Here is a 13846-nt window from a genome sequence, read left to right as displayed (position 1 = left end):
CCTTTTCTTTGTAGTATTATATTTTTATCGTGGGTCCAAAAAAGGCCATACGAATGACCTAATTTTTTCCTTTCAACGAACCAACCAGGCTGCTGACCTCAGAGCCTGGTTTTTTTCTGTTTTGCCTCCGGTCTTCAAGCATTAACTATGTAAAAAGCACCCTCCTGGGGTGCTTTTACCCTACACCGCTGTGTATCCTCCATCCACCAGCAAGGTGGTGCCCGTAATGAAGGAGGCGTCGTCGCTGGCTAAGAACAGAACCGCTTTCGCCACCTCTTCCGGCCTGCCCGGTCTTCCCATCGGATGCAGCCCGATCAAATAATTGGTCACCTCCTCGCCAAGCCCCCGCATCATAGGCGTATCGATATATCCGGGACATACCGCATTTACGCGAATGCCTCTCGCTGCATAAGCGACGGCCGTCGATTTGGTCAACAGCTTGACCCCGCCTTTCGCCGAAGCATAGGCAGAGACTCTCGCTTTGCCGACATGACTGTTGACAGATCCGCAATTGACGATAACGCCTTTACTGTCCTGCTTCAACATTTGCTTGATGGCATGCTTGTTGCAGAGAAACACGCCGGACAAGTTAATATCAATCGTACGCCGCCAATCCTCATAATCGACCTGATCCGTGGGTCCATCACTTGCGATGCCGGCGTTGGCAAATAATACGTCCAGCCTGCCATATCTCTGAACGGTCTCATCGACCATTCGGATCACTTCATCTTCTTTGGATACGTCCGTATGAATATAATAGGTATCAAAGCCGTGTGCATGTAATTCATTGGACAATACTTGCCCTTGTTCGGAAAAATCGGCGATGACAACCTTCGCTCCCTCTTCAGCGAATAGTCTGACTGCCGCTTCCCCAATCCCGCTGGCTCCGCCGGTGACGATGACAACTTTCTGCTCAAATCTCTTCATGTTAATCTCCTTTGATCAATGTTTTAATGATCCTTCTGTTTTTGACATGAATGTACGCGACCAGATGCCAAGCATCACTCCTTTCGCAGTATTTTTAACTAACTAGTTGGTTAGAAATAGAGATAAAAGGACGCCCCTATATGAGGGACGGCTCCATTACCCCATGCGTCACGAATTTTACAATCTGTTCTCGGAAGCGTTCCTGCGACATCGTCCATTCCAGGTCATCATTCTTCAGCATATTGTTGACTCGCCGAAATGACTGCACAAATGGAATGACCGCATTCATCATCACGATCGGAACCATCATCGCATCCATATCCTGACGAATGATGCCGTTCTCTTTTGCCCTTTGCGCCAGCTTATAGAATTGAAAAATATCGTCCGGGGAGTACGAAATTTTTTTCCATGTCTTCCACTCCTCCGCGGCTTCCCAGGAGTAGATTTTTAAGTAACTGGGGTGCTCGGACATGAACTGATACGAAATGGTGATCACTTCTTCAAGCAGCCGCTTGAACTTGGCAGGATCCGAGAGCGTAGTCTCATCCGACAGCAAATCACCCGCTGCCTCTTGGAACATTTGATTTCCCAGCCGATCGGCCCGTTTGACGACTTCGGTATAAAGCCCCAGCTTATCCTGAAAATATTGATAAATAAGGCTCTTATTATATCCAGCGGCACTTGCGATCGCGTCGATTCGCGCCGCAGAATATCCGAGCTCGGCAAAGATTTGTTCTGCCGCGTCAAGAATGATCTCCTTCGTTCTTGCCGCATCATACGTCCTTTTCTTTCTTTCCGTCATGACGAAAAAACTCCATTCAGCCAAAAGTAACTAACTGGTTAGATTATAAAAAGGAGCGGCGTTCTTGTCAAGCCGCCACACGAAACCCAACTGCGATAGGCTTCGATGGACAGCATGCAGAACGTCTCGTAAAAAACAAACATTACTGATGGCCCTCAGGCGCGTCTGTCAGCGGCAGACGGACTTCAAGGAGCGTGCGAATGACATTGCTTTGGGCCGTAATGGTGCCATGATGCTGCGTCACAATATTTTGGGCAATGAACAAGCCAAGACCGGGATCCTCCTCCTCATCCGGCCGTGCTTTATCGCGGTTGTAAGAGATATCGAAAATATGCGGCAGATCCTCCGGGGGAATGCCGTCTCCATAAGAGACCACTTGCACGACAGCCTCGCTTGCATCGATACCGCAATGAATATCGATGAACACGCCCTTTTTGCCAAAGTGGGTGGCATTCGTCAGCAAATTTTCAAAAACGCGCGCCAACAGCTCTCCATCGCCCTGCACCGTGACATGCGGAGTCACATTCATGCGCAATTTGAGCCGGTTTTTCTTGAACAAGGGAGATAATTGTTCATTCAACCGGATGAGAAGCTCGCTCAGATCGAGTGTTTTTTTGTCGATTGTAACCTTGCCGTAAGTCACTCGCATAATTTCGTCCAGTTCATCAATCAGCGTTTCCAGCCGTTGAGATTTCGTCATCGCATTGCTCGCATAAAGTCTCATTTGTGCGGCAGACATCTGTTCGTCCTGAAGAATCAAGTTCAAATGACTCATCGCGGAGGTCAGCGGCGTACGCAAACTATTGATCAAATTCAACATCGCTTGCTCCTTGCCGTTTTCCGCGAAATCTCCCCTTACCAAAGCTTGCTGCAGCTTTTCGCTTGCCAGATTGACGTCTCTCGCAAGGTCCCCGAGCTCATCCTTGGATCGAATCTCGATGCGGCTGTTGAATTCGCCATCCGCAAGCTGATTGATTCCGTTGGAAATGACGCGAAAATAAGCTGCATAGCGTCGGGTCAGGAGATAGAACAACAAAAACGAGAGCGGAATAAAAACAAGCAGAAAGCAGTTCATATCCCCAATCTCTCTCATATAGTATCGAATTCGTGCGATTCGCGGATATTCATATTTGATCGAAAGATAATAGATCTGGAGGATCTTATAGAGCATAAAGGAAAGCACGCCCGATAAAAGCATGCTCAACCCAAAAAATAAAACCATTTTAAATCGAAAACTTCGGACTGTATTCGTCATTGAATATGTATCCCACTCCCTGCATAACTTTAACACTACTATTATTGTATCAGATTGAACCTCTTTCTGGTTCGACGGACTGCATATTTAAGATTTGTTATATGTGCTTCTGCGGACTCGGATTCGGATTCCTCTGCAACACACGCACCCGGCATGAGCAATCCGTCCGAATCGGATTATCTGCCGGGTCCTATACGTCCTTCTATCGCGCTATCCGTTTTCCTCCGCCTTGCTTAGGCTTCAACGCCGCCATTTTTCCGATGATGCGGACACAAGGCTTCCATCATGGCCACGGTGTCCCGGTCCAGCCCCTTATCCCGCTCAAGCAAGCCGGCGGTGACTTTTTCGTAAGCGGACGGTTTCATATTTTGGCCGAACTTGTACTTTGCTGACAGCTCGTGAACCGTAATCCGGACAACGGAGGTGCTTTTGATCTGTCCGGTATAAGCCGGATCCTCCGGATCAATCGGATTATAGCCCCCTTCCGGCTGAAGCTTGCGCATAAACGCCGAGAGCGCCTCCGCTTTTTCCGTAAGATCCGTCAATATTTCCGCATGCCCCTTAATAAGCACGGACTTAAAAAAAGCGGTCGCCGGGCAGGCCAGCTCCGGATTCGTAAAATAGGACGGGACGATAGCGTATTCTTTGGCTACGGCAAACGTCACTCGCTGGTCGGTTTTTATATTTTTCATTTTTTGTCCGGCCACGCTGCCGTGGAAATACAGGCACTCCTTATGGTAGACAAAATTAAGCGGGGTAAGCTCCGGCCAGCCATCCGGATTGATCGTTCCCAGGATACCGAAGCTCATCTCCTGTAGAAATTGTTCCGTCTCCGCCCTGTCCATCACTTCAAATTCTTGTCTGCGCATACGCTCTTCTCCCTCCGGCTTCGCTATCACATCTCTTCATTTAGGATCCAGCTTACTGCACATATTGACAAGGAAAAAGATCCAATTTACATTCATTTTATTAGACCATTCAAGGAAGGATCCCGTTATGCAATTTCATATCCCTTACGATATGTACACCCAAAAGTATCCCTCCAAGCGCCTCGCGCTCTATTATGCCATTCGCGATTATATTGCCTCGGGAGTGCTCGGGATAGACACGAGACTGCCGTCGAGCCGGGAAATGGCGGCATTGTATGGCTTGTCCCGCGGGACCGTCAACGAAGTGTACGATATGTTATCCTCGGAGGGATATGTGACGAGCGGAGTGGGGCGCGGAACCTTTGTCACGTTCCAGCCGCCGAAGCCGAGGCTGCCTGAATTATCCCGCCAGGACGTCTATTTGCTGTCCGACTGGGGGAAGCGGTTGAACGAGCAGCAGACCCGGAGTACAGACAATGACAACCTGAAGGACCGTCATGGGGAAGCAAGAAGGATGGTTGATTTCCAGGCATTCGGCCCCGATTCGCAATGGTTCCCGGTACAAGAATGGAACCGCTGCTTATATGCACAGGCCAGACTGCTCGCCAGCAGCGAGCATCCGCAGGCCGGCATATCAACCCTCGGGGATCCCAGTCTCCAAGAAAGCATTGCCCACTATATTAGGCGGGCCCGGGGAATCGCGGCCGATGCAAGCCAGATCGCGGTCTTCAATGGATCCATGCAGGCGATCGCCCTTGCCGCCCAACTGCTGATCAATCCCGGAGACCGGGTTGTCATGGAGAATCCGGGATATGCGGGAGCGGCCAGGGCATTTCAGGCCATAGGCGGAATCTGTATCCATGCTCCCGTCGATGGGCAGGGGATGATTCCGGAGGACTGGGAAGCCAAGCTGCTTATGGTTACGCCGAACCGCCAGTTTCCGACAGGGGCCGTACTGACACTGGATCGGCGGCAGCAACTGCTGGCCTGGGCTTCCGAGCGCAATTCGCTTATCCTGGAAGATGATTACGACAGCGTATTCCGCCATCGGGGCAAATCGCTCGAGCCGCTCAAAGTGTTGGATCGAGAGGGACGCGTCATCTACGTCGGGAGCTTCAGCAGCACGCTGCTTCCTCATGTGCGCATCGGCTACGCCGTGCTGCCTCCGACCTTGACTCCGTTGTTCGCCAGAGCCAAGAGATTGTACGAGCCGAAGCCAAGCAACTTGCTGGAGCAGCGCACGCTGGCTTCTTGGATGAACAGCGGACAATATGAACGGCATCTGCGGAGAATGAAAAGAGTGTACGGCCGGAAGTTCAAGCTGCTGCGCGAGCTGCTGACCGATCGCCTCTCGTCCATGTTTGACTGGATCGAGAGCGATGCCGGGCTGAGTCTGTTCGGATGGTGGCGCGGTCCGGGTGAACAATACACCCGCTTCCGCTCCCGCTGCCTGGAAGCCGGGATTCGTTGGTCGGACACGAGTGTGCAGGATATGGCCTCTGGCTCCATCCGTTACGGCGCATACTTTTATTTCCCTCGCCTGTCGGAGGATGAGATGGTGCATGGCGTCAATCAGATGCAGGACATTGGCCAGACGATAGAAGCGACGGAGCGCTGAACTTCAGCATCAGCGTAAGCGGCTTCGCCGCACACCAAAAACATGCCAATGCCGGCATGTTCATATCGTTACGCAAATTGGGGGTGAGCGCTTCCCTGACCGGGGCCAGGGAAGCGGCATCCCTACCGTTTTCCATAGCTCAATTGCTTGTCAACGGAGGAGTCAAGAGAGTACGTGCCATATCATCATAGAATTAGTAGATACATGCGCGAGAAACAATGACCAACAGAATGAACAGGACGAGAATGACGCCAACGCTTGTAAACAAACCCGCACAGCTGCAGCTACCGCTTTCTACTCCACCTAAGCATCCCATAGTAACATCCTCCCTCCCAGAACATGCTTAATTGTATGAATGGAAGTGGTCCAGGGATTGGACACCTCTACGAAATGTGCCAATATAAGGAAGATGCACGAAGCACATTGCTCGATATACAGGGGTGCTTCCACCATTGCTTACGGGAACGGATGCGGATATGGATTAAGCTCCTGCGGCGTCAGCCGGCGATCGGCATACCCGAGCTTCATCGGCACTTCCAGGACCCTGTCAAGGCCCTCCAAGCGGCGCAGATGATGTCCGAACGTCATAGGCAGCATTCCCGGAATCAGTACTTTCACGCAGCGCAGCCCGTTGCGGAGCGTCTCGCTTGACGACTGGTCGACGACAATGACATCCATCTGAAGGCTGCGGAACATCTGAAGAACCTGCTGTAAATCATCCGTCAAATCTTTATGCGCAGGCACGGAAGGGAACTCCTCGGCGAAGGTGCGGACAGGGCGCCGTTCGTCCAGCAAAAATTGAAGTCTCTCCTCCGCCTGCGGCAGGCTGTACAGCAAGGCATGATCCTCCATGTGCTGCACCTGGAACGAATCCTCGAACATGGATTCCGCTTCGAGCTTTCGCTTTCTCCATCGCTCTTCCGTCATCGGGATCATGCCAGCGAGCTCGTGTATGGCGCTCTTGGCCGCCCGAACCGGGTCGAGATGAGCTCCTGCGGCACAGACCAGGTTCACGCGGTGCTCCGTCCCTCCCTTCGCTATCGCCCATAGGCTCGGAATTCCGTTCTCCATCGTCGTATTGTATAACAAGACTTCATATCCCGTGACCGCCCGCAAACGATGGATCATCATCGACAGTTCCCGGTCTCCCGACGAGTCAGGATCGAGCCGCGGAACGGGCAGTCTCGCATACCAGGTCATCAGGAAGGAATCTCGCTCGACCACCTCGAAAATCCCGTACAAAATCGCCTCTTCCAGGCTTCCTCCTACCGCGCACCCGTTCGAGGTTTCATATACAAAGCCCCCTCCGTAGCCCAAGCTGTAATAAGCCAACAGATGGGGAACGAGGATGGGACGTTCCTGCAGGAACGAGTATCCCCACACCCATTCCATCGGAGCTTCGGGATCGAACGGCGTGAACGCAAAATCCGGAAGTTCGAATTGCTCCATCGCATGAAACCCCGCCTTGGACGGATCCATCGCCTTATCCTTGAGACGGGAATAGCTGTCGAACACAACCGTTCGCTTGCCGCGGGGCGTCGTGCCGCAAAATCGCTCCAACCCCTCCAGTATCGCTGCGAGCTGGCTATCCGCATACGAATGCGAACGGCCTCCCGTCACCTCATCATAATAGCCTAAAGGAAGATTGACGACCGCGCCGGCAAAGCTGGACACGAGATCGAACTTCTTGTCATTCAAGATTCCGGTGCGGCTGTCCCAATAATTCGGGAACAAGATCTCCCGCAACTCGCTCATCGGCCGGCAGCGGTAGCTGTTATGAAGCTTAAGGGACGGCCTTAGCGTTATTTCTGCCGCTTCCGGCGAATCATCCGGCAAGTTGCCGCAGACCGGACAAGTCCCATTGGGCAGGATATAATGGAGGCTGCTGCTCAAATTGCTGAAGTTGATTAAGTAGATGTGCCCTTCCGAATTCGCACTGCCGCCCTTCAGCACGTTAGCCGTTTCCGCCGCGATAATATGCGCCATATAACGAAATCCCGCCGGGGAGATCTCGGCCGTAAAATCAGGAACATAATCCGGCGTGACCAGCTTCATCAGCACTTCCTCTGCCTCTTTGCGGTTGCTTCCCGCCAAGGATAGCCGCGTCTCTGCACATTGGAAGCATCCGGTCGTTCCCGGGCGCATGAGCGGCCCGACCACCCCTTCACCCAAAAATACATAAGCGCATAACCAAGGAATGCCGAGCGGCCGCAGCGCCGCATCCGCTTCAAGATGCAAGTCGGAGCTGTCTTGTTCCTGCACCACCAACACCAGCTTTGCGTCCTCGGGAATACCTTCACTGAAATCCGATCTGCGGGCTGCGGAGCAGCCGGACAAACGCCGGCACACCATGTCCGCAAGCATCCCCTCCCCTATGATAACGACAGTACTCAAGGGGATTCCTCCTCTCCGAGTCGCACTCCATATATGACGAACGGTCCCGTTCCCAGAAAAGATTCACTCCGCATATCGAACACCTCAACACGTTGATGGCGCTGGTTCAATCTCTGAATGGCCGCTAACACCCATGACGCATGCTCGAGCGGATCACTATTGGACACTGTGATGTCTTGCGCCTTATCCTCCTTCCACATGACAGAAGAAGAGGCTGCGCCCTCCGTCTTCGTCAACGCCTTCTGCAAGGATTGGCGGAGAGCAAGGATGAGGTCAAGGTCGGCGCTGCCATACCACGAGCAACCGGAATGGATCCACACGACCGGACAGCCGAGCAGCGGCTCGCCAAGAGCAAGCTCTGGTTCCCCCTCTGTCATGCGCAGCGCTTGTAAATAATATCGGCATCGGACATCTTCGATCTGCCCGCATTCGATGCGCGTGACAGCCAGCTTATCAGGAAGCATTCGCATCCGCTTGCCCCATGCTGTGGTTAGACACGCTCTGAACCCCCGTTCCACCGCTTCGGCGATGGAACACCCTGCCCCGATGCCGATGTCCTCCCGCTGCGAGGAGAGCAAGCCGGGGAACAGCAGCGGCATCAGGCGGGCGGCATAGGCTTCCAGTCCCGCCAGTCCCGCCTCCCGCCGCGCCTCTTCATGCGTCAGTCCGCTGCGGATGATAGCCGGCAACAGCCGTGCAGGCCCTTCCGACAGCGGGTCAACCGGTTGAACAAGACACTGCGCCAGCGGAAGCTGGATTAACTCCGCCTCTTCCCATGCATGCAAAATGCCTGTTGCCGCGGAAGTCAAGCGGCTGAGACAAGAAAACCATTCCTCCGGATCCGCAGGTTCATGACTCGTTTCCAGACTAAGTTCGATATTTTCCACCAGGCGGGCCGTCCCAACCCCGGAGACAAGAGGATGCGGGCGGATGGGATGCCAGATTCCCGTTAACGTGTCCGGGTCCAGAATATAACATTGATTTCGGCAGTTCGTTTCTTTCTCTTCCGTGACTGCTTTCTGCCATTCATGCACGATAAGATTCGATAATACGGCTGCAGCCGCAGCGGAGAAGCTCTGCGGCTCCCGCTCCTCGGGGAACATGGACGAATGGATGCCCCGCCATGCCGACTCCCACCGCCCGTCCCCGTCAGGATGAAGCAGCGGGCCTGCCATCCCCCTTCCTTGTAAGGCCACGGCAGGAATCATCGGTTTCCGCTCTGCTATACAAGCCTGCTGAAGGTTCCGAAGCTCCTCGACACCGCCATGCTGCGACACATACAAAATAAATGAAAACGGCTCAATGATCGCCCTCCACTCCAACTCTTCGTCTCCTGTTGCGGACAGAATATGCAGTGAAGCGTTCGGATTGCTGCGAAGCGCATGTTCCCGCAGCTTCTCGAGTTCGGCCGTATCAGCAGGCTCCGAGTTGGTTACGAATACGGTGAGCTTGGATAAGCCGGATTCATACCATGCTTCAGCAAGGGAGCGCAGAAACAGACCGGAACCGACGGCGAGCACACCTTCTTCCTGACAAGACATCCTGACAACCTCCTTCCTCGACAGTTGTACCGCGATGCAACTGTTCAAGCCGTCAAATTCATCGTTTTCCCGACCGGTAAACATCATCTTCAAGATATGTCGCCGTCCTTTTCCGTATGACAATATCCACCTGCCTTCGTCTCTTCGCATAGAAATGAATCGGGGCTGTCTCTGCGTCATTGTCATGACGTCGGAGACAGCCCCTTCTTACGGCAGCTACAGCCGCGGGCCGGCATACTTGATTGCGTCCGCTATACCGCTGAATTTTTCGAAATTGTGAGCAAAGAGCTGCGCCAGCTGCTTCGCCTTTCGATCATAGGCCGATTTATCTGCCCATACGTTCCTCGGATCGAGCAGTTCATGGGGAACGAACGGCACCGCATCAGGAATAAGCATGCCGAATACAGGATGAGAAGTGAAGGACGCCTTCTCGATGCTTCCATTCATAATCGCCTTGACCATCGCTCTGGTGTACGACAGATTCATCCGCTCGCCAATCCCGTAAGGGCCGCCGCTCCACCCTGTATTGACCAGATAAACCTTCACGCCGTGCTTCGTGATGTTATCGCCGAGCATCTCCGCATATACATTCGGTCTCAACGGAAGGAAGGGACCTCCAAAGCAGGTCGAGAATGTCGCTTCCGGTTCGGCTACGCCGCGTTCCGTACCTGCCAGCTTCGACGTATAGCCCGACAGGAAGTGATACATCGCCTGCTCCTTCGTCAGCTTGGACACCGGAGGCAGCACCCCAAAGGCATCCGCGGTCAAAAAGATAATGACATTCGGATGGCCGGCGGTTCCGGGAATGATCGAGTCTTGAATATAATCGATCGGATAAGCGGCCCGCGTATTCTCCGTCAATGCATTATTCTTGTAATCCGCCTCGCCGGTTCCGGCGTCAATCCACACGTTTTCCAGGACGGATCCGAATCGGATCGCATTCCAGATTTGCGGCTCCTTCTCCTGGGTCAGCCCGATGCATTTGGCATAGCAGCCGCCTTCGAAATTGAATACGCCCGTAGCGGACCAGCCATGCTCGTCATCGCCGATTAAGCGGCGGTCCGGGTCGGCCGACAGCGTCGTCTTGCCTGTTCCCGATAATCCGAAGAACAACGCCGTATCTCCAGCCTCCCCTACATTCGCCGAACAGTGCATCGGCATGACGCCGCGGAAGGGGAGCAAATAGTTCAGCACGCTGAAGATCGATTTTTTCATCTCGCCCGCATAGTGGGTTCCGCCGATCAGAACGGTCTTTCTCTCGAAGGAAATCGCAATGAACGTCTCGGAATTCGTGCCGTCCACAGCCGGATCCGCCTTCATGCCAGGCATCGCAATCACAGTAAATTCAGGTTCATAGGACAACAATTCATCTGCCGCAGGGCGGATGAACAACTGGTGAACGAATAAATTCTGCCATGCGTATTCATTAATAAAGCGGACAGGCAGGCGATAGGCCCGGTCTGCTCCTGCATAGCCATCGAACACGAAGAGCTTGCGGCTCTTCATATAGTTGATCGTCTTGCTATACAGCGAATCGAATTGCTCGGGGGTAAGAGCCTGATTCACATCCCCCCAGGCAACATGGTCAGCCGTGCTCGGCTCCCTGACGATAAACTTATCCTTCGGAGAACGTCCCGTATATTTGCCTGTCGTAACTTGCAGCGCACCTGTCGAAGTGAGATGTCCTTCTCCGTTCAGGAGAGCGGACTCCACCAGCTTGGCAACCGCCATATTTCGGTGAGATTCATCCACATGCAAACTGGCCAATTGCGTTGTTTCCTTGTTTTTCGTGATCACGGTTATCCTCCCCATTCCGCTACTACCAAGCTCTTGATTCATCTCGACTCCCCCAAAAACAAAGTTGTATATTTTATCCTTACGAATTAATGTATAATATAAACATATAATACGCAATATATAAAAGCATATTGGCGGTATCTATTTATTTATGACGTCATTTTGAAATTGTTTTCATAATTGTCACATATAAAAAGGGCGTTAACGCCTCCCTGAGAGATGAACTCTCTCTATATGGGATGAAGCGTAACGCCCTTTACCCGTGTCAGACTTGCTTCTGTCTGTTGCCTGTGACGGCCGCGCGACGAATCGATTCCAGCAGTTGATGCAAGCGGACTGCATCATGGAAATCAGGCGAATGAAATGTGCCGTATTGAATGTCCCCGGCGAGCAGTTCATGCGCCTTGCTTACATTCCGCATCGGTAATTCCGGTTGTTCCCTTCCCCTGTGAAGCGTCTTAAAATGGCCCTCATCCGCCGCTCCCAATGACATGCTGGAACCATATAACGCCTGCTGCACCTCCAGGTTCCCGAACTGTACATGTCCGAAGGAGTGATGCTGCTTCAGCCGGATGATGCCCTTTTCCCCTTGAATCTCCATGAGAAATGCAGGATACGCCCCGCCCTGAATATGCACCGACACGGAGGCCCCATTAAGCAGCGTGCCCTGAACCATGATCTGATCGGCCGTATCCTTGGCCACTTTTTCTCCCGTTTCAAGCAGAGTCGCCTCGGTGTCATTGCAATTCATCATCGCGGACAGCTCCTTAACATCCCCGAGCAGATAGCGCAGCAGATCGAGAGAATGTCCCCCGTTAATGGTCAACAACGTCGCTCCATTCTCCTCCTGCAACAAATAAGCTCCGTTCCGGTCCGTGAACTTGCCCTTGCCCTGCGTCGATACTTGCATCGTGCATGACAGAATGCGGCCGATCTCATCCCGTTCGAGCCGCTGCTTGACATCTTGAATCGCTGCCGAATGTCGGGCCTGCAGGCCAATCGCATGATGAATTCCGGCTTGATCGGCAAGCTCGGCCAGCTCTTCCGCCTGACTCGATGTTACGGCCAACGGCCATTCACAATATACATGTTTCCCGGCAGCGATGGCTGCTTTGACGGCCTCATAATGAAAAGGCACCTTTACGCTAACGACCACCAAATCGACTTCCGGACAGCCGCTCAATGCCTCGTGGTCCGTAAACGCGTGCGGAGCGCCCACTGCGGCTGCGCTGTGCAAGGCGCTTTCCATTCGGGAAGTCGCAATCGCCGTGATCTGGTGCTGCGTGCTTTGTCGGAGCGCTGGAATATGCGTTTGACTTGCCCATTGATTATTTAAGGATCCGCCGATAATTCCGGTTCGAATCACTGTATTGCTCATGTCTGTTCCTCCCGTATCTGTAAAGTTAAAGAGCAGTTGAAGGCGCCGTCCCACTGCGTAAGACATACTTGCGTAAGCAAAGTATACCGATGACGTCCTATCATGAATAATGTATATTTTCAATATAGGCATCATTTTTTTTGATAGGGGGAAGGATCGTGGATATTGAAAACATGCTTGCATTCGTCACCGTGGCCGAGTTAAAAAGCATTTCCGCCGCAGCTTCCAGCATGAATCATCTGCAGTCGAATATGACGGCCAAAATCAAAAAAATAGAGAGTCATTACCGGCAGCAGTTGTTTATCCGAAGCACCCGGGGTATGGAATTAACGTCGGAAGGGGAAAAGCTGTACAAGCAGTATAAGAAAATGCTGCTTCTGTGGGAAGAAACCGAGCAGGAGATGAATCAGAGGGAGTTGAAGCTTCGCTTCGGCACGATGCAATCTGCCATTGGCGCAGACATTACAGCGGCGCTTGCGAAGCTCTATCAGAAATATCCTGCCTTGTCGGTCACGCTGAAGACCGGAACGACCGAGAGCATAGAAGACGAAGTCATGCACGGCAATATCGACCTCGCCTATACGATTGGCAAATCGGATCGGGCCCAGCTTCATTACAGGCCGATCGGCACCGAAGAAGTGATCCTGGTTGGAAAAAAGGCCGCATCCTACGCAAATTTGGCCTATTGCCTGCAGAATGAAACGCTACTGATACTCTCGAAAGATTGCTTATATGCCTCAATCTTGGATCGCATTTGTTCCCATCTGGGCATTCAACAAGGCCCGCGGACGGAAGTCGGCATCTTTGACACGCTGCTTCAGCTTGCTTCCCTGGGCATGGGAGTTGCCCTTATCTCGAAAACATTGGCTCGGCAGTTCGGCGTGACGGATTATATGGAACTTCCCAAGGAGCACCGCTATATCGAGAAATATCTTGTCACCCGGCACAACTACAAGATGTCGCCGCTGGAAAAGCAATTTGTTGAGAGCAGCCATTTTTTATAGACGGAAAGAGATAGAGGCATGGAGGACGATCGCATCGTGTTCATACCGAAGGCTTCAATCGATTGCAAAATCTCTTTGCGGTTCTCCAGCGACTCGATATCGAGCGTCATAATCATGGCGACATTGGCATCCGCCATTTCTTTGAGCTTCGCCACTTCCTCGGGGACAGGCTTTACCTCCTGTTCAATCGCCGCTTGAATCTCTTCCGGACTTGTTATTTCCATGGAAAATGACATCGTAATCCCCCGTTGGGAAACAAAA

12 protein-coding genes are annotated in these 13846 nt (G+C 52.6%); 2 read left to right on the top strand and 10 right to left on the bottom strand.

Annotated elements, in window-relative coordinates; genetic code table 11:
- Positions 1–180 precede the first annotated feature (180 nt).
- From NNL35_RS11440 to NNL35_RS11425, 4 genes are all read right to left on the bottom strand, one after another.
- A complete protein-coding gene (locus NNL35_RS11440; protein ID WP_006677782.1) occupies positions 181–927 on the bottom strand; it encodes an SDR family NAD(P)-dependent oxidoreductase in 747 nt (248 codons plus the stop codon).
- Positions 928–1063: 136 nt separating this feature from the next.
- Positions 1064–1729, bottom strand: a complete 666-nt coding sequence (locus NNL35_RS11435; RefSeq protein ID WP_006677781.1) for a TetR/AcrR family transcriptional regulator — start codon at positions 1727–1729, stop codon at positions 1064–1066.
- Positions 1730–1871: 142 nt separating this feature from the next.
- Complete coding sequence (locus NNL35_RS11430) at positions 1872–2984, bottom strand: HAMP domain-containing sensor histidine kinase (RefSeq protein ID WP_040731967.1); 1113 nt, start codon at positions 2982–2984, stop codon at positions 1872–1874.
- 233 nt (positions 2985–3217) lie between these two features.
- Positions 3218–3853, bottom strand: a complete 636-nt coding sequence (locus tag NNL35_RS11425; protein WP_006677779.1) for a pyridoxamine 5'-phosphate oxidase family protein — start codon at positions 3851–3853, stop codon at positions 3218–3220.
- A gap of 127 nt (positions 3854–3980) precedes the next feature.
- Between NNL35_RS11425 and pdxR the strand changes: the two genes are divergently transcribed.
- Positions 3981–5471, top strand: a complete 1491-nt coding sequence (pdxR, locus tag NNL35_RS11420) for a MocR-like pyridoxine biosynthesis transcription factor PdxR (protein ID WP_006677778.1) — start codon at positions 3981–3983, stop codon at positions 5469–5471.
- Positions 5472–5664: 193 nt separating this feature from the next.
- Here the strand turns inward: pdxR and NNL35_RS11415 are convergent, their stop codons facing one another.
- The 5 genes from NNL35_RS11415 to NNL35_RS11395 form a co-directional block, all read right to left on the bottom strand.
- Positions 5665–5787 (bottom strand): YjcZ family sporulation protein, encoded by a 123-nt coding sequence (locus tag NNL35_RS11415; protein WP_238535373.1) that lies wholly within the window; start codon positions 5785–5787, stop codon positions 5665–5667.
- 140 nt (positions 5788–5927) lie between these two features.
- Positions 5928–7865 carry a TOMM precursor leader peptide-binding protein gene (locus tag NNL35_RS11410; RefSeq protein ID WP_006677777.1) on the bottom strand — a complete coding sequence of 646 codons (1938 nt, stop codon included), beginning with the start codon at positions 7863–7865 and terminating at the stop codon, positions 5928–5930.
- Positions 7862–9406 carry a hypothetical protein gene (locus tag NNL35_RS11405; protein ID WP_006677776.1) on the bottom strand — a complete coding sequence of 515 codons (1545 nt, stop codon included), beginning with the start codon at positions 9404–9406 and terminating at the stop codon, positions 7862–7864. Before NNL35_RS11405 ends, NNL35_RS11410 begins: the two co-directional genes overlap by 4 nt.
- Before the next feature lie 216 nt (positions 9407–9622).
- Positions 9623–11218, bottom strand: a complete 1596-nt coding sequence (gene pckA, locus NNL35_RS11400; RefSeq protein WP_083835577.1) for a phosphoenolpyruvate carboxykinase (ATP) — start codon at positions 11216–11218, stop codon at positions 9623–9625.
- Between the two features lie 250 nt (positions 11219–11468).
- On the bottom strand, positions 11469–12581 hold the full coding sequence (locus NNL35_RS11395) for a Gfo/Idh/MocA family protein (RefSeq protein WP_006677774.1): 1113 nt from the start codon (positions 12579–12581) through the stop codon (positions 11469–11471).
- A 158-nt stretch (positions 12582–12739) separates the two neighbouring features.
- Here NNL35_RS11395 and NNL35_RS11390 point away from each other — a divergent pair, with 158 nt between their 5' ends.
- Entirely contained in the window at positions 12740–13585 is an 846-nt protein-coding gene (locus NNL35_RS11390) for a LysR family transcriptional regulator (RefSeq protein ID WP_006677773.1), read from the top strand.
- On the opposite strand, the gene NNL35_RS11385 is transcribed toward NNL35_RS11390, so the two are convergent.
- Positions 13531–13809, bottom strand: coding sequence for a hypothetical protein (locus NNL35_RS11385; RefSeq protein ID WP_006677772.1), 279 nt, complete (start codon positions 13807–13809; stop codon positions 13531–13533). The two genes, NNL35_RS11390 and NNL35_RS11385, sit on opposite strands and share 55 nt — an antisense overlap.
- Between the last annotated feature and the right edge of the window lie 37 nt (positions 13810–13846).

The organism is Paenibacillus dendritiformis, assembly GCF_945605565.1.
Classification (GTDB): Bacteria; Bacillota; Bacilli; order Paenibacillales; family Paenibacillaceae; genus Paenibacillus_B; species Paenibacillus_B dendritiformis_A.
The sequence above is the reverse complement of the archived record's forward strand: the minus strand, read 5'-3'. Positions and strand labels throughout refer to the sequence as shown.

Coding starts and splice junctions, on each gene's coding strand:
- pdxR (WP_006677778.1), top strand. CDS start 3,981: ATGCAATTTCATATCCCTTACGATATGTACACCCAAAAGTATCCCTCC.
- NNL35_RS11435 (WP_006677781.1), bottom strand. CDS start 1,729: ATGACGGAAAGAAAGAAAAGGACGTATGATGCGGCAAGAACGAAGGAG.
- pckA (WP_083835577.1), bottom strand. CDS start 11,218: ATGGGGAGGATAACCGTGATCACGAAAAACAAGGAAACAACGCAATTG.
- NNL35_RS11405 (WP_006677776.1), bottom strand. CDS start 9,406: ATGTCTTGTCAGGAAGAAGGTGTGCTCGCCGTCGGTTCCGGTCTGTTT.
- NNL35_RS11395 (WP_006677774.1), bottom strand. CDS start 12,581: ATGAGCAATACAGTGATTCGAACCGGAATTATCGGCGGATCCTTAAAT.
- NNL35_RS11385 (WP_006677772.1), bottom strand. CDS start 13,809: ATGGAAATAACAAGTCCGGAAGAGATTCAAGCGGCGATTGAACAGGAG.
- NNL35_RS11415 (WP_238535373.1), bottom strand. CDS start 5,787: ATGGGATGCTTAGGTGGAGTAGAAAGCGGTAGCTGCAGCTGTGCGGGT.
- NNL35_RS11430 (WP_040731967.1), bottom strand. CDS start 2,984: ATGACGAATACAGTCCGAAGTTTTCGATTTAAAATGGTTTTATTTTTT.
- NNL35_RS11440 (WP_006677782.1), bottom strand. CDS start 927: ATGAAGAGATTTGAGCAGAAAGTTGTCATCGTCACCGGCGGAGCCAGC.
- NNL35_RS11425 (WP_006677779.1), bottom strand. CDS start 3,853: ATGCGCAGACAAGAATTTGAAGTGATGGACAGGGCGGAGACGGAACAA.